Genomic DNA, 21,326 nt, shown 5'->3' with positions numbered 1-21,326 from the left:
ATGCTGGGGCGGACCCTACAGCGCACAGAGAAGGTGGAGCATGACGCAATCCCCGGGACATTCCGTGACCAACCAGCCGCTCTCAGAGGTGGATCCGGACGTCGCCCAGGCCATCGAGGACGAGCTGGGCCGCCAGCGCTCGACGCTCGAGATGATCGCCTCCGAGAACTTCGCGCCGCGGGCCGTGCTCGAGGCGCAGGGTTCCGTGCTGACCAACAAGTACGCGGAGGGCTACCCGGGCCGCCGCTACTACGGCGGCTGCGAGTACGTGGACGTCGTGGAGAACCTCGCCCGCGACCGGGCGTGCAAGCTCTTCGGCGCGGACCACGCGAACGTGCAGCCCCACTCCGGCGCGCAGGCGAACACCGCCGTGATGGCCGCCCTCATGCAGCCCGGTGACACGCTGATGGGGCTCTCGCTCGCCCACGGCGGCCACCTGACCCACGGCATGAAGATCAACGTCTCCGGCAAGCTCTACAACATCGCGGCCTACGAAGTGGACCCTGAGAGCCACCGGATCGACATGGACCAGGTGCGCGAGCAGGCCCTGGCTGCCCGCCCCGCGGTGATCGTGGCCGGCTGGTCCGCGTACTCCCGGCAGCTGGACTTCGCCGCGTTCCGCTCCATCGCGGACGAGGTCGGCGCGAAGCTGTGGGTGGACATGGCCCACTTCGCCGGTCTCGTGGCCGCGGGGCTGCACCCGAACCCGGTGCCCCACGCGCACGTCACCACCTCCACCGTGCACAAGACCCTCGCCGGACCCCGCTCCGGTGTGATCCTGTGCGAGGCGGACCTGAAGAAGAAGATCGACTCCGCGGTGTTCCCCGGCCAGCAGGGCGGGCCGCTGATGCACGCCGTCGCCGCGAAGGCCGTGGCCTTCAAGATCGCCGCGTCGCAGGAGTTTGCCGAGCGCCAGCAGCGCACCATCGAGGGTGCCCAGATCCTCGCCGATCGCCTCGTCTCCCCGGACCTCGCTGAGCACGGCGTCTCCGTGCTCACCGGGGGCACGGACGTGCACCTCACGCTCGTGGACCTGCGGGACTCCGAGCTGGACGGCAAGCAGGCGGAGGACCTCCTGCACCAGGCCGGGATCACCGTCAACCGCAACGCGGTGCCGTGGGACCCCCGCCCGCCCATGACCACCTCCGGGCTGCGGATCGGCACCCCGGCGCTCGCCACGCGCGGCTTCGGCGCGCAGGAGTTCACCGAGGTCGCGGACATCATTGCCGAGGCGCTCAAGCCCGGTGCGGACATCGCGGCCCTGCGCTCGCGCGTGGAGACGCTGACCGGGCAGTTCCCCCTGTACCCCGGCCTCGAGGAGTGGTGAGGTGACGGCCCAGGTCCTGGACGGCAAGGCCACTGCCGCACAGATCAAGTCCGAGCTCGCGCAGCGTGTGGCACGGCTCGCGGAGCAGGGCGTGGTGCCCGGCCTCGGGACGGTCCTCGTGGGGGACGACCCCGCCTCGCGCTCGTACGTGGCGGGCAAGCACCGCGACTGCGAGCAGGTGGGCATCGCCTCCATCCGCAGGGAGCTGCCCGCGGACGCCTCGCAGGAGGAGCTCGAGCAGGTGATCGACGAGCTCAACGAGGACCCCCGGTGCACGGGCTACATCGTGCAGCTGCCCCTGCCCGAGCACATGGACACCAACGCGATCCTCGAGCGGATCGACCCGGCCAAGGACGCGGACGGACTGCACCCCACCAACCTGGGACGCCTGGTGCTCAACGTCAACGAGCCCATGACCTCTCCGCTGCCGTGCACGCCCAACGGCATCGTGGAGCTGCTCACGCGCCACGGCGTGGAGCTCGCGGGCCGCACGGTGCTCGTGATCGGACGCGGTGTCACGGTGGGGCGGCCCATCGGGCTGCTGCTCACGCGCAAGCCGGTCAATGCCACAGTGGTCCTCGCGCACACAGGGACCACCAACCTGCCCGAGCTGCTCGCGCAGGCGGACGTCGTGGTGGCAGCCGCCGGGCGGCCGCACATGGTGGGTGCGGACCAGATCAAGCCGGGCGCCGTGCTGCTGGACGTCGGCGTCTCCCGCGTGGTGGATCCGGAGACCGACAAGAAGAAGCTCACCGGCGACATCGACCCGGCGGCGGCGGAGACTGCCTCCTGGATCTCCCCGAACCCGGGCGGTGTCGGCCCCATGACGCGGGCCATGCTGCTCGTCAACGTGGTGGAGTCCTGCGAGCGGGCAGTCTCCGAGGGCGCCTGAGCACCAGCACACCGTCACCACACCCCGGTGCCCGACGCCGCGGGGCCGCCTCGTCCGCGAGGGCCCCGCGGCGTTGTCATGTGCGGGAACCCTCCGGGCACGAGGACGTCGCACGGCTGGTCCCGCGGTGGCATGCCATTCGTTCGGCCGGCACCGCGAGGCCCACATCTCGTGTTTGCGGGTTCGCGCCCGACTCGGGACGGAAGTCGGCGCAGGACATGGATCAGAGCGGGGCAGAATTCGGCGCGCACCGCGGGTTTTGAGACAATGGCCCCATGCAGCCGATCGGATCCTCGAACGCCCACACCGCCGCCTCCGCCCAGGGCCCCCGCACCGGGCGCACCGCCCTGTGGGGAACGGTGATCGGTCTCGCCGTGCTGGTGGTGATCTTCGCGGTGGCCCTCATCCAGGCGGCCCACTCCAACTCCCTGCTGGGCTGGGTGCTGGCGGGCATCGCGCTCGGGTGGCTCATGCTCGCCGTGTGGGCACTGTGGATGGTGCACAAGGCCGCGGTATTCGGCCGCGAGCAGATGCGTCAGGCGCAGGAGCAGCTGCGCGCGCAGCACGGGCGGGCCCCCGCCACGTCCGCTGCGGCCGCCGGCCCTGGGCAGTCCCTGCGGGACGAGAAGCTCGCCCACGGCATGCAGGTGATCCTGGTGCAGTCCAAGGTGGTCAAGGAGCAGCTCTCCTCGCCGGACCCGGACGCCGAGCACGTCCAGCGCGCGCTGGAGACCATCGACATGACCGCCGCCAACGGGCTGCGCAGTCTCAAGGACTCCGGCACGCCGGTCAGCGGTACCGTGGAGGACTGAGACCGGCCCCCACCGGTACGAACGACCAACGCGCAGGAACCACGAGGAGACGGACGGACATGGCGGATTCAGGGCAGACGGTGCGCATTGCCACGGTGAACGTGAACGGCATCCGCGCGGCGTACCGCAGGGGCATGGCGGACTGGCTCGCCCCGCGCGGGGTGGACCTGCTGTGCCTGCAGGAGGTGCGCGCTCCGGACAAGATCACGCGCGAGCTGCTGGACGAGGACGTCTGGGACGTGCGGCACACCGAGGCCGCGGCCAAGGGCCGCGCCGGGGTGGCCATCGCCACGCGCCGAGACGCCTTCGACGGCGCCCTGCTGCCGGTGGAGTCCCGTGTGGGCATCGGCGAGGAGTACTTCGACGACTCCGGGCGCTGGATCGAGAACGACGTCCGGCTGCCCAACGGACAGAACCTCACGCTGGTCTCCGCGTACGTGCACTCCGGCGAGGTGGACACCCTCAAGCAGGAGGACAAGTACCGCTTCCTGGAGGCCATGCTCACCCGCCTGCCGCAGCTCGCCGAGCGCAGCGACCACGCCCTCGTGGTGGGGGACCTCAACGTGGGCCACACTGAGCTGGACATCAAGAACTGGAAGGGGAACGTCAAGAACGCGGGCTTCCTGCCCGAGGAGCGCGCCTACTTCGACCGGTTCTTCGGGGACGTGGGCTACGTGGACGTGGCCCGTAGCCTCGCCGGGGACGTGCCCGGTCCGTACACGTGGTGGTCCTACCGCGGCAAGGCGTTCGACACGGACGCCGGTTGGCGCATCGACTACCAGATGGCCACCCCGGGCCTCGCCGCGCTCGCGGCCGAGGCCGTGGTGGACCGCGCCGATTCCTATGACACCCGCTTCTCCGACCACGCCCCGCTCGTGGTCGACTACCGCCTGGCCTGAGCGTCGAGCGCCCGTGAGACTCCGCCGCCGATGCGCCCGGTGACTCCCGGGGGCCGGTCCCGGGCACGGTGTACAGGAAGGCCACTCCATACACACGAGGACGACGCCGCGGTGGCCCCGCGGCGTCGTCGCCCCCTGCGCCACGCACTCCAGAACAACGACCGAGAAGGAAGCCGGAACACCATGACCGAACAGAGCACGCAGCACCGCGCGGTACCGCGCGTCGTCTCGGGTGTGCAGCCCTCCGCGGACAGCCTGCACCTGGGCAACTACGTGGGGGCGCTGCGCAACTGGGTGGACATGCAGGACGACAACGACTGCGTTTTCTTCGTGGCGGACCTGCACTCGATCACGACGGGTCAGGACCCGGCCACGATGTCCGAGCGCACCCGGGTGACCGCCGCGCAGTACATTGCCGCGGGCATCGACCCGGAGCGCTCCACGTTGCTCATCCAGTCCCAGGTGCCCGAGCACACGCAGCTCTCGTGGGTGCTCAACTGCATCACGGGCTACGGCGAGGCCGCGCGCATGACCCAGTTCAAGGACAAATCCGTGAAGCAGGGAGCGGAGAACACCACCGTGGGCCTGTTCACCTACCCGGTGCTGATGGCCGCGGACATCCTCGTGTACCAGGCGAACCAGGTGCCCGTGGGGGAGGACCAGCGTCAGCACCTGGAACTGACCCGTACCCTCGCGCAGCGCTTCAACTCCCGCTTCGGGGAGACCTTTGCCGTGCCGGACGCCAAGATCCTGGAGAACTCCGCCAAGGTCTACGACCTGCAGAACCCCACGGCGAAGATGTCCAAATCCGCGCCGTCGGACGCCGGGCTCGTGCGGCTGCTGGACCCGGCCAAGAAGAACGCCAAGAAGATCAAGTCCGCAGTGACCGATGACGGCACCGAGGTGCGATTCGACCGGCAGGCCAAGCCGGGCATCTCGAACCTGCTCACCATCTACTCCTCGCTCACGGGCACGCCGGTGGGCACGCTCGAGGCCGAGTACGAGGGCAGGATGTACGGCCACCTCAAGGTGGACCTCGCGGAGGTGGTCACCCAGACCCTGGACCCCATCCAGAAGCGCGCGCAGGAGCTGCTGGACGACCCCGCTGAACTGGACCGTCTGCTCGCCCGCGGCGCGGACAAGGCGCGGGGCATCGCCGCCCAGACCCTGCGCGAGGTCTACGACCGGATGGGGTTCCTACCCGGCGTCTGAGCACCGTGTGTGCGATCACGCCGGTGGGATACTGTGGGACGCGGCTGAACTGAGGAGGATCGCGTGAGCGAGGGTCACATCTCTCCCACCGTGCGACCCGGGCAGGTGTACGCCGGCGTGGTCATCCGCCTGCCCGAGCCCCTGGGCAGGGAGCTGCAGGACTGGCGGGCATCCTTCGGGGACACCCAGGCCGGCACCGTTCCCGCCCACATCACCCTGATGATCTCCACCCGCGGCAAGGACTGGGACGAGCTCGTGGCCCACGTCCGGGACGTGGTCTCCGGGTGGGAGCCCTTCCACGTGGAGATCGACGGCACCGGCACGTTCCGCCCGCTGACACCCGTGGTCTACCTGCGCATCGGGCGCGGTTTCGAGGAGTGCGTCCGGCTGCACCGCGAGCTCCACGGGGACACGATGCGCTCCGCGTCCCCCTTCGACTTCCACCCCCACGTGACGCTGGCGCACGGCACCACGGAGGACGACCTGAACCGCGCACAGGCCATGCTGCGCACCTACCGCGCGGGGTTCATGGTGGACCACATCGACCTCTACGAGGCGGACGAGCACGGGGCCTGGCACGTCCGCGACAAGGTCCCCTTCGGTGCGAAAGCGGTGGGGCACCGTGACGGCCCCTGAGCCGCCCCCGGTGGTCCCGGCGCTCGTGGACCGGGCTGGCCTGGTGGCGGAACACCACAGGCTGCGGGCCGTCCGGCGGGACCTGGCCTCCCGCCACGCACCGGCACCACGGCGCCTGGGGGCCTTCTTTGCGTGGCTCTTCGCCCGCTTCATGGCCTTCTACCCCGTGCGGCTGGTCTCGCACTACATGTTCCACGGCGGCCCGCTCATGGCGGCCGGGCTCGCGTACCAGCTGCTCTTCGCCTCCACGTCCCTGCTCGTGATCTTCTTCGCCGGGCTCGCCACATTCCTGGGAACCGACTCGCCGCTGCAGCAGACGCTGGTGGAGGGGCTGATCCGCAACATTCCCGGCTTGCTGGACACCGGCGACGGCCGCGGCGGAGTGATCCCCCTGACCCTGCTCGAGAACACGGGGCCCTTCACTGTGGCGTCCACGGTGGCCGTGGCGGTGCTGCTGTTCACCGCGTGGCGCTGGGTGGCCGGGGTGCGCCTTGCCACCCGCCGGATGTTCGAGCTCCCGCCGGCCCCTGGGGTCCCGCTCGCGGCCGTGCCCCGGGACCTCGCGTGGCTCGTGGTGATCGGCGTCCTGCTGCTCGCCTCCGCCACTGTGAGCGTCTTCGCCTCCGGTGCGGTGGACGGTGTGATCCGCTGGCTCGGCAGCATCGGTCTCACACGGGTGCAGCCCCTGCTGGACGGCGGGGGAAAGTCCGCGATCATCTTCGGTGTGGGCCTGCTCGTGGACGTGCTCATGAGCCTCTCGCTCGTGCGGGGCGTGGCGCAGCTGGCACTGCACCGCAGGGCGCTGCTCGTCACGGTGATCGTGGGTGCCGTCGGCTCTCAAGCGTTGCGCTACGGCGGCAGCGAGATCATCGGGCGCGTGGGACAGAACCCGTACGTGCTCTCGGCCGCCGTGCTCGTGGGCGTGCTGCTGTGGTTCAACCTCTACGGGCAGATCCTGCTCTTCGCGGCCGCCGCCGGTGCGGTGGTGCAGGCGGACATCCGCGGGGCGCGTGCCCAGCCCGAGCGCGAAGACCGCGCCGTCACGGTCGTCGCCGCCGCCTCCCTGCCGAACGCGGCCCGGGGCAGGGGCATGGAACCCGCCGTGCGCTTCGACAGCCCCAGCGCCGGCAGCAGCGCGGTCCGCGCCGGTTCCCACACGGTGTCCGCTGACGACGACGCGGTCTCCTAGGACAACGCGATCTGCAACGCCGCGACGCCCCGCGACCGGTAGCCGCGCTCACCACGACGGCGGCGGCGTCGTGCGCGAGATGTGAAACGGCCCCGGACTCGACGAGGAGTTCCGGGGCCGCTCAGGCACTGCGGGGCGTCACAGGGCGGAGGCGAAGACCGCCTTCTTGACCTCGGCGATGGCCTTGGTCACCTGGATGCCGCGGGGGCACGCCTCGGTGCAGTTGAAGGTGGTGCGGCAGCGCCACACACCCTCCTTGTCGTTGAGGATCTCCAGGCGCATGTCACCCGCCTGGTCACGCGAGTCGAAGATGAACCGGTGCGCGTTCACAATCGCGGCGGGGCCGAAGTACTGGCCGTCCGTCCAGAACACGGGGCACGAGGACGTGCACGCCGCGCACAGGATGCACTTGGTGGTGTCGTCGAAGCGCGCACGGTCCTCCTGGGACTGGTACCGCTCCCCAGTGGGAGTGTGGTCCTCGTTCACCAGGAAGGGCATGATCTCGCGGTAGGACTGGAAGAACGGCTCCATGTCCACGATCAGGTCCTTCTCGCACGGCAGGCCCTTGATGGGCTCCACCGTGATGGGCTTGGACAGGTCCAGGTCCTTGAGCAGGGTCTTGCACGCGAGACGGTTGCGGCCGTTGATGCGCATGGCGTCCGAACCGCACACGCCGTGCGCGCACGAGCGGCGGAAGGACAGCGAGCCGTCCAGCTCCCACTTGACCTTGTGCAGGGCGTCCAGCACACGGTCCGTGCCGTACATGGTCAGTGGCCACTCGTCCCAGTGCGCCTCGGAGTCGAACTCGGGGTTGTAGCGGCGCACCTTGAGCACGATGTCGTACGTGGGGATGGCCTCTTCGCCCTCGGCAGCGGGCTGCTGAGCGTCCTTGTTCTGGTTCTCGGTGACTGCAGTGGACATCAGTACTTACGCTCCATCGGCTCGTAGCGGGTCATGATCACCGGCTTGGTCTCCTGCCGGATCCCCGCGGTGGGGGAGGAGGGGTCCTCGTAGACCATCGAGTGGACCATGAAGTTCTCGTCGTCCCGGTTCGGGAAGTCCTCGCGGAAGTGGCCGCCGCGGGACTCGTCACGGTGCAGGGCCGCCACGGACATCACCTTGGCGAGCTCGAGCAGGAAGCCCAGCTCCACGGCTTCGAGCAGGTCCAGGTTGAAGCGCTTGCCCTGGTCCTGGATCGAGATGCTGGCGTAGCGCTCCTCGAGGGCCGCGATGTCGTCCAGGGCCTTCTGGATGGTCTCCGCGGTGCGGAACACCTGCATGTTGAGGTCCATGGTGTCCTGCAGGTCCTTGCGGATCGCGGCCACCTTCTCGTTGCCGTGCGGGCTGCGCGCGTTGTCGAGCAGCGCCTCGGTGCGCTTGGTGGCGTCGTCCGGGACGGGCAGGAACTCGGCATCGCGGGCGTACTCGGCAGCGAAGGTGCCGGCGCGCTTGCCGAACACGTTGATGTCCAACAGGGAGTTGGTGCCCAGGCGGTTGGAGCCGTGCACAGACACGCAGGCCACCTCACCAGCCGCGTACAGGCCCGGAACGGTGGTCTCGGAGTCCTGGAAGACCTCGCCCTTGATGTCCGTGGGGATCCCGCCCATGCAGTAGTGGGCGGTCGGGAACACGGGGACGGGCTCCGTGTAGGGCTCCACGCCTAGGTAGGTGCGGGCGAACTCCGTGATGTCCGGCAGCTTGGCGTCGATGTGCGCCGGCTCCAGGTGCGTGAGGTCCAGCAGCACGTAGTCCTTGTTGGGGCCGCAGCCGCGGCCCTCGCGCACCTCGTTGGCCATGGAGCGCGCCACGATGTCCCGGGGGGCGAGATCCTTGATGGTCGGGGCGTAGCGCTCCATGAAGCGCTCGCCGTCCGCGTTGCGCAGGATGCCGCCCTCACCGCGGGCCGCCTCGGAGACGAGGATGCCGAGCCCAGCGAGGCCCGTGGGGTGGAACTGCACGAACTCCATGTCTTCCAGCGGCAGGCCGTTGCGGAACGCGATCGCCATGCCGTCACCCGTGAGGGTGTGGGCATTGGAGGTGGTCTTGAAGACCTTGCCGGCACCGCCGGAGGCGAAGACCACGGACTTGGCCTGGAACACGTGCAGCTCGCCGGTCGCGAGTTCGTAGGAGACCACGCCTGCGGGGCGGCGGCCCTCCGGGGTGTCCACCATGATCAGGTCCAGGACGTAGAACTCGTTGTAGAACTCCACGTTGTGCTTGATGCACGTCTGGTACAGGGTCTGCAGGATCATGTGGCCCGTGCGGTCCGCGGCGTAGCAGGCGCGGCGCACCGGGGACTTGCCGTGGTCACGGGTGTGCCCGCCGAAACGGCGCTGGTCGATCTTGCCCTCGGGGGTACGGTTGAAGGGCAGTCCCATGTGCTCCAGGTCCAGCACCGCGTCGATGGCTTCCTTGGCCATGACCTCCGCGGCGTCCTGGTCCACCAGGTAGTCGCCACCCTTGACGGTGTCGAACGTGTGCCACTCCCAGTTGTCTTCCTCGACGTTGGCGAGGGCGGCGCACATGCCGCCCTGAGCGGCACCCGTGTGGGAACGGGTGGGGTAGAGCTTGGTTAGCACGGCAGTGCGCGCTCGCTGACCGGACTCAATGGCGGCACGCATGCCGGCGCCACCGGCGCCGACGATTACCACATCGTACTTGTGAACCTGCATACCAGATGTTCTTTCTACGTGGGTGAGGGTGAGAAGTGCGGGGCCCGGCACCGGGCCGGGACGACCGTGACCGGTGGCCCCGCGAGGGGCGCCACCGGTCACCGGGTCACTGTGCGGGGCAGAAGGAGGCCAGCAGGGACGGGTCCGCACCGGCGGGGCACGGCTCGAAGGTGAAGATCACCATGGTGCCCAGAAGGATCACGAACGCGGAGGCCACGAAGAGCAGCACCTTGAGCCAGAAGCGCGTGGTGCTGCGCCCGGCGTAGTCGTCGATGATCGTGCGGATGCCGTTGGTGCCGTGCAGCATGGCGAGCCACAGCAGCAGGAGGTCCCACACCTGCCAGAACGGGTTGGCCCACTTGCCGCCCACGAAGCCGAAGTCGATGGCGTGGACGCCCTCGCCGACCATGAGGTTGACAAAGAGGTGGCCGAAGACGAGGACGACGAGCACGACGCCGGACATGCGCATGAACAGCCACGCGAACATCTCGAAGCTGCTGCGGGAGGAGCTGGCGCGGTTGTACTTCACGCCGTCGACCTCGAGGTCCCGGCTGCGAGGGACCTGGATCTTGGTCTTGAGAGGAGTGCTCACGGTATCAACCCCCGAAAACGTGCGACAGGTGACGGATAAGGAACGGGATCATCACGATGACCCACAGGGCGATGACGCCCCAGAGCAGGCCCTTCTGGTTCTTGGTCCCGCCCTTCCAGAAGTCGATCAGGATGATGCGCAGGCCGTTGAAGGCGTGGTACACGATGGCGGCCACAAGGCCCGCCTCGCCCAGACCCATTACGGGGTTCTTGTACGTGGCCATCACTGCGTTGTAGGCCTCGGGGGAGACACGCACGAGGGCGGTGTCGAGGACGTGGACCAACAAGAAGAAGAAGATGGCCACGCCGGTGATTCGGTGGGCAACCCAGGACCACATGCCGTACTGGCCGCGGTAAAGGGTGCCCCTGGATGAGTTCGCCACGGAATGTCCTCCCTGTGTCGCTCGTCGTCGTGCGCACTGAAAGTGGTGGAAGCGGCAGCGTTCTCGCGCTCGTGCACGGCGACGGCGGAGCCCTGGCTGGCTCTGTCATGGATGATGCGGTAGTTCTCAGCAAAGATACCAGCCCCGCGCACGGTGACTGACAACGTGTCTGCAAGCGTGACCCGCGCCGTGACGGGGAATTACGGCACTCGGACGTGTCCGAATCGGGATCGAGCAGGGGTTCCCGCGACTGGCTGCCGGGCCACCCTCCCGGGGCGTCACACAGCCGGGTTCCGGTGCTGCTGAGGGGGCGGCCCGTACACTGTCGGTCGTGACTTCGCCATTGCAACGATTCCATCCGTTCATCCCCGCGGGCGGGGTGGGCTCTCGGCTGTGGCCGCTCTCCCGAGCGGACGCGCCCAAGTTCCTGCTGGACCTCACCGGTTCCGGCTCGTCGCTGCTGCGCGCCACCTACGACCGGCTCGAGGGCCTGTCCGCCGGCCCGCTGATGGTGGTCACCGGACGCTCGCACGCGGGGGCGGTGCAGGAGCAGCTCCCGGAGCTCTCCGCCACCGACCTCGTGCTCGAGCCCTCCCCCAAGGACTCCGCCGCGGCGATCGGCCTGGCGTGCACGCTCATCGAGCGGCGGGACCCCACCGCGATCATCGGCTCGTTCGCCGCGGACCACGTGGTGGAGCCCGCGCAGGCCTTCCAGGACGTGGTGCGCGAGGCCATCCAGGCCGCGGACACGGGGCGGATCGTGACGATCGGCATCACGCCGTCGTCCCCTGCCACCGGGTTCGGCTACATCAAGGCGGGGCGCTCCCTGGGCCTCGAGCAGGCCCCCCACGCGCTCACGGTCGAGCAGTTCGTGGAGAAGCCGGACGAGGAGACCGCCCGGCAGTACGTGGCCAGCGGGCGCTACACGTGGAACGCGGGGATGTTCGTCGCGCCCGTGGGACTGATGCTGGACTACCTGCGGCGCAGCGAGCCGGAGCTCGCGAAGGGCCTGGACCGGATAGCGGACGCGTGGGAGACCACCGAGCGCGACGCCGTCGTGGACGAGGTGTGGCCCACCCTCACCAAGACCGCGATCGACTACGCGGTGGCCGAGCCCGCCGCGGCGGCCGGGGACGTGGCCATGGTCCCCGGCGACTTCACGTGGGAGGACGTGGGGGACTTCGCGGCGATCAACCGGCTGAACAAGGTGGACCCGCAGACGGACTCCCAGGTCTCGATCCTGGGAAGCAACAAGCGAGTGCTCGCGGACGAGTCCTCCGGCATCGTCGTCTCGGACACCGCCCGGCTGATCGCGCTGATCGGGGTGGACGACATCGTGGTCGTGGACACCCCCGACGCCCTGCTGGTCACCACGGCTGAGCACGCCCAGCGCGTGAAGAACGCGGTGGACTCCCTCAAGCGCAACGGGGACACGGACGTCCTGTGACCCGTTCCCCGCGGCGCGGGGCGTGGCGGCGCGTGCGGTAGAGCCCCGGCGGTAACCTGAGAGCCATGTTGGATCTGCCACTGCCGAACGCCGACGACATCGGCCAGCCTCCCGCCATCGGACCCTTGCTCTCGCACTACTTCCCGGACCTGGTCCGCTTCCGCCGCGACATCCACCGGCACCCGGAGCTGTCCTACGAGGAGTACCGCACCACGGAGCGGATCGTCCACGCGCTGGAGGCCTCGGGGCTGCGCCCTGTGCGCTTCGAGCGCACGGGGTGTTACGTGGACATCGGCCGTGGTCCGGTCATGGTGGGGCTGCGGGCGGACATCGACGCCCTGCCCATCCTCGAGGAGACGGGGCTGGACTACGCCTCGATCAACGAGGGCGTGATGCACGCGTGCGGCCACGACATCCACACCACGGTGATGCTCGGCGCCGCCCGTGTGCTCGCGGACCTGCATCGCTCCTCGCCGTTCGCCGGCGCCGTCCGCGTGGTCTTCCAGCCCGCGGAGGAGAAGCTGCCCGGCGGTGCGCTGAGCATCATCAAGCAGAACGTGCTGGCCGGGGTGCCGCGGATGTTCGCGCTGCACTGCGAGCCCAAGGTGGACGTGGGCAGCGTGGGCACCCGGATCGGCGCCATTACCTCGGCCTCCGACACCATCCGGATCGAGCTCTCCGGGCGCGGCGGGCACACCTCCCGTCCGCACCTGACCGAAGACCTCGTCTACGCGATGAGCCAGATCGCGATCGACGTGCCGGCCGTCCTCTCGCGCCGTGTGGACGTGCGCTCCGGGGTGGCGGTGGTGTGGGGGCAGATCCACGCCGGCGTGGCGCCCAACGCGATCCCCATGAGCGGCTTCATGGCCGGGACCATGCGCTGCCTGGACGCGGACGCGTGGTACCGGGCGGGCGAGATGCTGGACGAGGTCGTGGGACAGGTGGCCGCGCCCTACGGGGTGAACGTGGACCTCGAGCACATCCGTGGCGTCCCACCGGTGGTCAACGGGGAGACCGAGACCACCCTGCTGGAGATCTCGGCCCGCGCCGAGCTGGGGGAGGAGAGCATCCTGCTGGTCGAGCAGTCCATGGGCGGGGAGGACTTCGCCTGGTTCCTGCAGCACGTGCCGGGCGCCATGATGCGCCTGGGCACGCGCGAGCCGGGTGGGCGCACCTTCGACCTGCACCAGTCCGACTACGCCCCCCAGGAGGAGGCCATCCGCTGCGGCGTCCAGGTCATGGCCTCCACCGCGCTGCGGGCCCTGCGCCTGAGGGTGCGCGAACTCGCGGATGCGACACTGCCGCCGGAGGGCACGGAGGGCGCAGAGGTTTGACACGCCCGGGGTGAGGGCATTCACGGGGTTCTCCGGGGCTACACTGAGCAGACTCACGAGCCGCCTGCGCCGCCCCGCGAGCGCACGGCGTCCCCCAGCCCCACCGACCGGAGGACCCCCATGACCACTCGACGTTTCCGCGCTCTCGGCGCGCTCGGACTGGCCGGGGTCACCGGCCTGGTCCTCGCCGGCTGCGGCTCCGCCCCGGACAGCTCGGGTGGGTCCAGCCAGCAGGCCTCCGACTTCAAGGGCTGCATCGTCTCCGACGACGGCGGGTTCCAGGACCGCTCCTTCAACCAGAGCTCCTACGAGGGCCTCAAGGCAGCTGAGGAGCACAAGGGAATCCAGGTCAGCCAGGCGGAGTCCCAGTCCGAGACGGAGTTCGAGCCCAATCTCACCTCCATGACGCAGCAGGGCTGCAACCTGACGGTCTCCGTGGGCTTCCTGCTCGCGGACACCACCAAGAAGGTTGCCGCCGCGAACCCGGACAAGCACTTCGCAATCGTGGACGACAACTCGATCACGGCGGACAACGTCAAGCCCATCGTCTACAACACCGCCGAGGCCGCGTTCCTGGCCGGGTACCTGGCCGCGGGGACCACGCAGACCGGCAAGGTGGCCACGTACGGGGGCATGGACATCCCCACCGTGACTGTGTTCATGGACGGCTTCGCGGACGGCGTGAAGTACTACAACGAGAAGAACAAGAAGGACGTCAAGGTCCTGGGCTGGAACAAGGACTCGCAGAACGGCACGTTCCTGAGCTCCTTCCAGGACTCGTCCAAGGCGAAGACCGTCACTCAGAACCTCATCGGGGACGGCGCGGACGTGGTGCTGCCCGTGGCTGGACAGGCTGCGCAGGGAACGGTAGACGCGGTGTCCGAGGCGAACAAGGGCGGCGACGAGGTGCGCCTGATCTGGCCGGACACCGACGGCTACGAGTCCCTGGATTCCGGCAAGGAGTACGTGCTGACGTCGGTGCTCAAGGAGATGTCGAAGTCTGTGGAGGATGTCGTGACGCAGGCGGCGGACGGCACCTTTGACCACACCCAGTACGTGGGCACGCTGGAGAACGGCGGCGTGGGCCTGGCTCCCTACCACGACCAGGAGGACGCGGTGGGCGAGGACCTCGACAAGCAGGTCCAGCAGCTGAAGCAGGACGTCATCGACGGCAAGGTCACGGTCGAGTCCAAGAGCGCGCCGAAGCCCTGACCGATCACTCCCGGCAGGAGCCGACACGTGCAGCTGACACTGAACGAGGTCACCAAGAAGTTCGGTGACTTCACCGCCAACGACCGGGTGAGCCTCACGGTGGAACCCCACCAGATCCACTGCCTTCTCGGTGAGAACGGCGCGGGCAAGTCCACCCTCATGAACGTCCTCTACGGGCTGTACGAGCCCACGTCCGGGGCCGTCGAGATCGACGGCGAACCCGTCCGCTTCAGCGGCCCCGGGGATGCCATGGCGGCTGGGATCGGCATGGTGCACCAGCACTTCATGCTGGTCCCGGTGTTCACCGTGGCCGAGAACGTGGCGCTGGGCCACGAGAGCACCCGCGGGGCGTCCCTGGACCTGGAGAGCACACGGGCCAGGATCCGGGAGATCTCCGAGCGCTACGGCTTCGCGGTGGACCCCGATGCCGTGGTGGAGGACTTGCCGGTGGGTGTCCAGCAACGCGTGGAGATCATCAAAGCGCTGGTGCGCGACGCCGAGGTGCTGATCCTGGACGAGCCCACCGCCGTGCTGACCCCGCGCGAGACGGACGAGCTGCTCGAGATCATGCGCCAGCTGCGGGAGAGCGGCACCTCGATCGTCTTCATCTCCCACAAGCTGCGGGAGGTGCGCGCCGTCTCGGACGTGATCACCGTGATCCGTCGCGGCCGCGTGGTCGCGCAGGTGGGCCCGGAGACCTCCACGGACGAGCTCGCCGCCCTGATGGTGGGCCGGGACGTCAGCCTGACCGTGGCCAAGAAGCCCGCCCGGGGCGGCGGCGCCGCACTGGAGGTGCGCGGCCTCACCGTGGTGGGGGACAACGGCGTCGTGCTGCTGGACGGTGTGGACCTCGACGTCGCACCCGGCGAGATCCTGGCGGTGGCCGGCGTGCAGGGCAACGGGCAGACCGAGCTGACGCAGGCGCTCGTGGGTCTCGAGGAGCGGGTGAGCGGTTCAGCGCGGCTGGAGGGAAGGGAGCTCGTGGGGCTCGGCACACGGGAGGTGCTCGGGTTCGGCGTGGGCTTCGTGCCGGAGGACCGGTCCACGGACGGTCTCGTGGGGACCTTCTCCGTGGCCGAGAACCTCGTGCTCGACAGGTATCGGGACCGGGAGTTCTCCCGGGGTCCGTCCCTGCGTCTCGGAGCGATCACGGATCACGCCGGCGCACAGGTGGCCGAGTACGACATCCGCACCGGCTCGGTTGACTCCGCAGTGGCCACGCTGTCCGGGGGCAACCAGCAGAAGGTGGTCATCGCCCGCGAGCTCGGGCGCCCGCTCAGTCTGTTCGTGGCCTCCCAGCCCACCCGTGGCGTGGACGTGGGTTCGATCGAGTTCATCCACCGCCGGATCGTGGCCGAGCGCGACACCGGCACCGCCGTGCTGATCGTGTCCACCGAGCTGGATGAGGTCTACGCCCTCGCAGACCGGATCGCCGTCCTCTTCCACGGCCGTCTCATGGGCATCGTGGGCCCGGACACCCCGCGCGAGGCACTGGGCCGGATGATGGCGGGCGAGCCCGCGGTGGCGGTGGTGCCGCCCGTGCCATGGGATTACTCGCAGCAGCCCTCGCCGAGCGAGCAGGACAACGGCGCGGTTGTCCGCAGTGCCGACGCCGCGCGACCCGGATCCGCGGCGACCGACCGACCCGAGGGGAACCCCACCGCATGAGCGCCTCCACCGCACCGGCACCCACGGAGCAGGTCTCCGCGCCACCACCTACCGAGCTCTCCGCGGACGGGCAGCGCAGGACGCTGCTGGGCTCCACGCTGCAGTCCGTGCTCGCCGTGGTCACCGCCCTGCTGCTGGGCGGGCTGCTGGTCGCCGTCACGGACGAGAAGGTCCGCCACACCGCCGGGTACTTCTTTGCCCGCCCGGGGGACACGTTCGCCGCGATGTGGCGAGCGGCGTCCAGCGCGTACGTGGCGATGTTCCACGGGGCCGTCTACAACCCGTCCGGCGCGGGACTCTCGGGAAAGCTCTACCCCCTCACCGAGACCCTGACCGTGGCCACACCCCTGATCCTTGCGGGCCTGGGCGTGGCACTCGCGTTCCGGGCGGGGCTGTTCAACATCGGTGCCCAGGGACAGATCCTCGTGGGGGCCACCCTCGCGGCCTGGGTCGGGTTCTCGTGGCACCTGCCCGCCGGCGTGCACCTGCTGGCCGTGCTCGCTGCGGGCGCGCTGGGCGGCGCGGTGTGGGGAGGCATCGTCGGCCTCCTCAAGGCCAGGACCGGCGCGCACGAGGTCATCCTCACCATCATGCTCAACTACGTGGCACTGAACCTGGTCGCGTGGCTGCTCACGCTGCCGGGCTTCCAGCGCGAGGGCTCCTCGAACCCCATCAGCCCGGCCGTCGACGAGAATGCGATGTTCCCCAAGCTGCTGGGGGAGCACTTTCGGCTGCACTGGGGCTTCGTGGTGGCCGTGCTCGCCTCGGTGGCCGTCGCATGGCTGCTCAACCGCTCCACGGTGGGTTTCGAGCTGCGCGCGGTAGGAGCCAACCCGCGCGCCGCGCGGACCGCGGGGATCTCGGTGACGCGCGGCTTCGTCGTCGTGATGCTGCTCGCCGGAATGCTCGCCGGACTCGCGGGCACGGCCCAGATCTCCGGGACGGAGCACTCGCTGACCTCCGGGGTCGCGGCGTCCTTCGGCTTCGACGCCATCACCGTGGCGCTGCTCGGGCGCTCCACGCCGTGGGGCACGTTCTTCGCAGGCATCCTCTACGGGGCGTTCCGCGCCGGGGGTGTGACCATGCAGTCGATGACGGGCACGAACATCGACATCGTGCTCGTCGTGCAGTCCCTCATCGTGCTGTTCGTGGCACTGCCGCCGCTGCTCACGCTCGCCACCCGCCGTCGCCGCATCCAGGAGGTTGCCGCGTGAGCTCCGCCCTCACCACCCCGGCTCCCCGACCGCAGCGTCGGGACACGGTTCCGGAGACCGAACTCGCCACCGCGGCCGCCAACCGCGCGGTGGGTGTGCGGACCCTGCGGCCCGCTCTCGGCTTGGGCGTCCTCGCGCTGCTCGCCCTGCTGGTCTTTGCGCTGGGCGCCTCCGGGCAGGCGGTGCAGTTCCGCCTCTCCGAGGATGACGACGCCGTCCGGCTGCCCGATCTCTGCGTGCCCTCCGCGCCCTGGGGGTGGTTCGTGGCTGTCGCGCTCGCGGTGCTCGCGGTCTGGGCCGCCGTCCGGGCCCGGAAACTGCCACGCTGGGCTGCCGTGCTGGCAGGGTTCCTGTTCGTGACCGGCTTCCTCGTGTGGGTCGTGGCCACCGCGCGCACTCCCAGCCTCTCGGTGACGGCGCTGCTCGCGGGCTCGGTGGCGCTGGCCACCCCGCTGGTCTTCGGGTCGCTGGGCGGGCTGCTGTGCGAGCGCTCCGGGGTGGTGAACATTGCGATCGAGGCGCAGCTGCTGTTCGGCGCGTTCGCCGCGGCGGTCGCGGGCACCCTGGCCGGAAGCGCGTGGGTGGGCCTGCTCGCGGCGGTGCTCGGCTCCGTGCTGGTCTCCGCCGTGCTGGCACTGTTCGCGATCCGCTTCCGGGTGAACCAGGTGATCGTGGGCGTGGTGCTCAACGTGCTGGTCTCGGGCTTGACCGGCTTCCTTTTCGCCACCGTGCTGGAGCCCAACGCCGCGGTGTTCAACGCTCCCGAGCGGCTGCCACTCGTGCGGATCCCGCTGCTCGCAGAGATCCCCGTGATCGGCCCGGTGCTCTTTGACCAGTCGGTGATCGGCTACCTCATGTACCTCGCGGTGGCCGTGGTGTGGTTTGCGCTCTACCGCACCCGCTGGGGGCTGCGCACCCGCGCCGTGGGGGAGCACCCCAAGGCCGCGGACACCCTGGGCGTGTCCGTCAACGCGCTGCGCGTGCGCAACGTGCTGCTGGGCGGCGCGGTGGCAGGCATCGGCGGCGCGTTCTACACGCTCGTCTCGGTCTCGGCGTTCACCCGGGACATGACCGCCGGTGCCGGGTACATCGCGCTGGCCGCACTGATCTTCGGGCGCTGGAACCCCGTGGGTGCGCTGCTGGCGTCCCTGCTGTTCGGCTTCGCGTCCAACCTGGAGTCCATCCTCTCGTTCCTCGGGACGCCGGTCCCCAGCCAGTTCCTGGCCATGCTGCCGTACGTGGTCACGATCCTCGCCGTCGCCGGGCTCGCGGGCCGCTCGCGAGGACCCGCGGCTTCCGGAGAGCCCTACACCAAGGAATGACGATGCCGCCAGCTCACGGCGGCCACGAGACAGGAGCACCCATGCAGGACGCACACGCCCACGCACCCGTGGACGGGACCACCTGGCAGGAGCTGCAGCGCGCGGCCACCGAGGCCCTCGCCCACTCCTACTCGCCCTACTCGAACTTCCCCGTGGGAGCGGCTGCGCTCGTCTCCGACGGGAGGGTGGTGACCGGGGCCAACATCGAGAACGCCTCCTACGGAGTGACCCTGTGCGCCGAGTGCTCGCTGGTGAGCGCGCTGCACATGTCAGGTGGCGGGTCCCTCGTGGCGTTCGTGTGCGTGGACGGCAACGGGGACGTCCTGATGCCCTGCGGGCGCTGCCGCCAGCTGCTCTACGAGCACCGCGCGCAGGACATGCAGCTACTCACCGTCAGCGGTGTCCGCTCCATGGACGAGGTGCTGCCGGACGCGTTCGGGCCGCAGAACCTCTGACGGTCCTGCCGGGCCGCCATCGATCCCTGCCCCGCCCGTCTCCTTGGGCCATGGGCTCCGAGCTGCGCGAGCAGGATGGACACGGGGACGCGGCGGACGAGGCTTCGGCGCGGGCCACGGCGGTGCGCGCGGGGACTCCCGGTGTCACGGGTCCAGGCTCCGCCAGGGACGCCCCGCATATACTTTGGACGAGAAACCACGCCAGGCTCTGAAGGGAAACGATCACGTGGGTTTGAGAGATTTGTTCCGCGGCAACAAGAACACCAACCCGGCCCCGCAGCCGTCGCCCGGCCCGCAGCCGACCCTCCCCGCGGTGGAGCGGCCTGCGCAGCCGAACGCCCCCGAGTCGGCCGCTGCGAAGCAGGAGAGCACCCGGCGTCGGCCCGAGACCCAGGCGGCGCCCCTGCCCGAGAGCGGTGCACTGCGCAACCTCGTGGAGCTGCTGCTCTCCCGCGGCGCGGACCGCGCACGGCTCACGCTCGTGCAGTCCGGCAACATCATGACGCACCAGACCCGGCAGGCCGTCGGTGAGGCGCAGGACGAGGTGGAGAACGGCACGGTGGACCAGGGTTCGCCGCTGTTCGACGACGTCGCGGACCTCTACACCCAGGCCATGAGCACCCCCGTGGGCCCGTGGCGGCAGCTGGACATCGCGGCGTCCGCCCCGAACGAGGGCCGGCGTGAGATCACGGTGTCCTACGACTTCCCCAACGGCGAGTCCCGCGTGGAGCGCTACAGCCACGGTGCCGTCAGCCACGGCGCCATCGCGGGTCCCGGTGCGGACGCCGGCGCGCATCGCGACGTGGTAGACCACGCCTCCCAGGGCGGCGTCGCCGAGGAACCCACCGGTGGCCTCCCCGAGGACGCCCGGCACGACGTCACGTCCACGGACCGCGCCGACGGCGCGGGTGCCGTGACGCCCGGCGAGGCCGAGCTCGACGGCCAGGACGACGCCGTGCGCGTGGTCGACAACGGTGTGGCCCAGCCCGCCGAGGACGGCGACGTCGTGGCGGCCGGCGAGCACCCGGCACCGCTGGTCACGAACGCACCGACCGCGCAGGACACCACGGCAGGGGACCCCCTGGCCGAGGACGCCGCGGCCGCTGACGCCGCCCGCGCCGAGGGCCTCGACGCCCAGGACGGCCGGGACGCCGAGGACGTGGCGCCCGAGACCGGCGTGGCCGACGAGGACCCGTTCACCGCGCCCGCCGTGGACGCCCAGGACGAGGTGGTCACGGACGGGACCGCCCAGACGCTGACCAGCACCGAGGGGGAGGAGCTCACCGAGCAGAACCTCTCCGGCCAGAACCTCCCCGAGCAGGGCGTCTCCGAGCAGGGCGTGGCACTGGATGAGCAAAAGCTCCCGACGACCGCCACGGCGGCCGCGGAGGAGAGCACCGCCACCGGTTCCGAGGACCTGCCCGCCCACGTGGACGAGTCGGCGTTCGGCACCGAGACGAGCGACCCGCTGGTCCCGGGTGCCGCGACCGACGCGGACGAGGACCCCGAAGGGGCGCCGCAGCTCGCGGCCGCCACGGACGTGTCCCCGTCCTACCGGGGCTCGCAGGAGCAGGGCGTGGACATGTCCGCGCTGGCTCCGGGCAACCTCACCCTCACCACCGGGGACGTGCTCGCCCGCCTCGCCGAGGCGCAGCGGCACCTCTTCGGCTCCGAGGGCACGGCCCGCGAGGTCTCCACAGTGCTGATCCGCGTGCGCGCGCTCGGCACGTACTACGACGCCCTGACCCACGTGCGCCTGAACGGCTTCTGGGACCAGCGCCCCACGTTCGATCTGGTGCCCGAGGACCTGCTGAAGGTCCAGGAGCTCAAGGACGACTCCTACGTGGAGGGCTCCGGTGCACCGCTGGCTATGATGTTCCGCTTCCGGCCGGGCCTGCCCCCGGAGGTCACGTTCGACTACTCGGACGAGGAGGCATTCGTGCGCTACGAGCAGCGGCTGCCGGGGCAGAACTACCTGGAGGAGCTGCGGATGTACCCGCGCACCGGCTCCAACATCCCGCAGCACGTCAACGAGGCGCTGCAGGACTGGAACTACTGAGC

Annotated in this window: 19 protein-coding genes; 15 read left to right on the top strand and 4 right to left on the bottom strand. The window is 70.0% G+C overall.

Translation table 11 applies throughout. The features are described from left to right. Positions 1 to 40: 40 nt before the first annotated feature. From glyA to B3G12_RS01270, 7 genes are all read left to right on the top strand, one after another. Positions 41 to 1,327 carry a serine hydroxymethyltransferase gene (glyA, locus tag B3G12_RS01300; protein WP_055083476.1) on the top strand — a complete coding sequence of 429 codons (1,287 nt, stop codon included), beginning with the start codon at positions 41 to 43 and terminating at the stop codon, positions 1,325 to 1,327. Position 1,328: 1 nt separating this feature from the next. Next, positions 1,329 to 2,219: a bifunctional methylenetetrahydrofolate dehydrogenase/methenyltetrahydrofolate cyclohydrolase gene (locus B3G12_RS01295; RefSeq protein ID WP_094393553.1), complete on the top strand. Its 891-nt coding sequence runs from the start codon at positions 1,329 to 1,331 to the stop codon at positions 2,217 to 2,219. A gap of 275 nt (positions 2,220 to 2,494) precedes the next feature. Then, positions 2,495 to 3,031, top strand: coding sequence for a hypothetical protein (locus B3G12_RS01290; protein ID WP_126874922.1), 537 nt, complete (start codon positions 2,495 to 2,497; stop codon positions 3,029 to 3,031). A gap of 59 nt (positions 3,032 to 3,090) precedes the next feature. Beyond that, entirely contained in the window at positions 3,091 to 3,930 is an 840-nt protein-coding gene (locus B3G12_RS01285) for an exodeoxyribonuclease III (RefSeq protein WP_055083482.1), read from the top strand. A 183-nt stretch (positions 3,931 to 4,113) separates the two neighbouring features. Further along, positions 4,114 to 5,142 carry a tryptophan--tRNA ligase gene (trpS, locus tag B3G12_RS01280; protein ID WP_055083484.1) on the top strand — a complete coding sequence of 343 codons (1,029 nt, stop codon included), beginning with the start codon at positions 4,114 to 4,116 and terminating at the stop codon, positions 5,140 to 5,142. Positions 5,143 to 5,205: 63 nt separating this feature from the next. Beyond that, entirely contained in the window at positions 5,206 to 5,778 is a 573-nt protein-coding gene (locus tag B3G12_RS01275) for a 2'-5' RNA ligase family protein (protein ID WP_055083486.1), read from the top strand. Continuing rightward, on the top strand, positions 5,765 to 6,967 hold the full coding sequence (locus tag B3G12_RS01270) for a YihY/virulence factor BrkB family protein (protein ID WP_126874920.1): 1,203 nt from the start codon (positions 5,765 to 5,767) through the stop codon (positions 6,965 to 6,967). Before B3G12_RS01275 ends, B3G12_RS01270 begins: the two co-directional genes overlap by 14 nt. Positions 6,968 to 7,105: 138 nt before the next feature. Here the strand turns inward: B3G12_RS01270 and B3G12_RS01265 are convergent, their stop codons facing one another. From B3G12_RS01265 to sdhC, 4 genes are all read right to left on the bottom strand, one after another. Then, positions 7,106 to 7,888: a succinate dehydrogenase iron-sulfur subunit gene (locus B3G12_RS01265; RefSeq protein ID WP_126874919.1), complete on the bottom strand. Its 783-nt coding sequence runs from the start codon at positions 7,886 to 7,888 to the stop codon at positions 7,106 to 7,108. Further along, positions 7,888 to 9,639, bottom strand: a complete 1,752-nt coding sequence (sdhA, locus tag B3G12_RS01260) for a succinate dehydrogenase flavoprotein subunit (protein ID WP_126874918.1) — start codon at positions 9,637 to 9,639, stop codon at positions 7,888 to 7,890. The genes B3G12_RS01265 and sdhA overlap by 1 nt, the downstream gene beginning before the upstream one ends. A gap of 106 nt (positions 9,640 to 9,745) precedes the next feature. Continuing rightward, positions 9,746 to 10,231, bottom strand: a complete 486-nt coding sequence (locus B3G12_RS01255; protein WP_055083498.1) for a succinate dehydrogenase hydrophobic membrane anchor subunit — start codon at positions 10,229 to 10,231, stop codon at positions 9,746 to 9,748. 4 nt (positions 10,232 to 10,235) lie between these two features. Beyond that, entirely contained in the window at positions 10,236 to 10,613 is a 378-nt protein-coding gene (gene sdhC / locus B3G12_RS01250) for a succinate dehydrogenase, cytochrome b556 subunit (protein WP_083482375.1), read from the bottom strand. A gap of 331 nt (positions 10,614 to 10,944) precedes the next feature. Between sdhC and B3G12_RS01245 the strand changes: the two genes are divergently transcribed. The 8 genes from B3G12_RS01245 (at position 10,945) to B3G12_RS01210 (ending at position 21,324) form a co-directional block, all read left to right on the top strand. Next, a complete protein-coding gene (locus B3G12_RS01245) occupies positions 10,945 to 12,060 on the top strand; it encodes a mannose-1-phosphate guanylyltransferase (RefSeq protein WP_055083500.1) in 1,116 nt (371 codons plus the stop codon). Between the two features lie 65 nt (positions 12,061 to 12,125). After that, positions 12,126 to 13,394: an amidohydrolase gene (locus B3G12_RS01240; protein ID WP_186367279.1), complete on the top strand. Its 1,269-nt coding sequence runs from the start codon at positions 12,126 to 12,128 to the stop codon at positions 13,392 to 13,394. Between the two features lie 120 nt (positions 13,395 to 13,514). After that, positions 13,515 to 14,606 carry a BMP family lipoprotein gene (locus B3G12_RS01235; RefSeq protein WP_144942397.1) on the top strand — a complete coding sequence of 364 codons (1,092 nt, stop codon included), beginning with the start codon at positions 13,515 to 13,517 and terminating at the stop codon, positions 14,604 to 14,606. Positions 14,607 to 14,633: 27 nt separating this feature from the next. After that, positions 14,634 to 16,274 (top strand): ABC transporter ATP-binding protein, encoded by a 1,641-nt coding sequence (locus B3G12_RS01230; RefSeq protein WP_144942396.1) that lies wholly within the window; start codon positions 14,634 to 14,636, stop codon positions 16,272 to 16,274. Beyond that, entirely contained in the window at positions 16,271 to 17,488 is a 1,218-nt protein-coding gene (locus B3G12_RS01225) for an ABC transporter permease (RefSeq protein WP_144942395.1), read from the top strand. The genes B3G12_RS01230 and B3G12_RS01225 overlap by 4 nt, the downstream gene beginning before the upstream one ends. Continuing rightward, a complete protein-coding gene (locus B3G12_RS01220) occupies positions 17,485 to 18,810 on the top strand; it encodes an ABC transporter permease (protein ID WP_414672717.1) in 1,326 nt (441 codons plus the stop codon). The genes B3G12_RS01225 and B3G12_RS01220 overlap by 4 nt, the downstream gene beginning before the upstream one ends. Positions 18,811 to 18,851: 41 nt before the next feature. Further along, positions 18,852 to 19,265: a cytidine deaminase gene (locus B3G12_RS01215; protein WP_144830769.1), complete on the top strand. Its 414-nt coding sequence runs from the start codon at positions 18,852 to 18,854 to the stop codon at positions 19,263 to 19,265. 226 nt (positions 19,266 to 19,491) lie between these two features. Continuing rightward, the gene (locus tag B3G12_RS01210) at positions 19,492 to 21,324 is read left to right on the top strand and encodes a hypothetical protein (protein ID WP_186367277.1); all 1,833 of its coding nucleotides are present in this window, start codon (positions 19,492 to 19,494) and stop codon (positions 21,322 to 21,324) included. Positions 21,325 to 21,326 lie beyond the last annotated feature (2 nt).

It is taken from the genome of Kocuria sp. UBA5001 (assembly GCF_002398425.1).
Classification (GTDB): Bacteria; Actinomycetota; Actinomycetes; order Actinomycetales; family Micrococcaceae; genus Kocuria; species Kocuria salsicia.
This window is presented reverse-complemented; position numbering and strand designations above follow the sequence as displayed.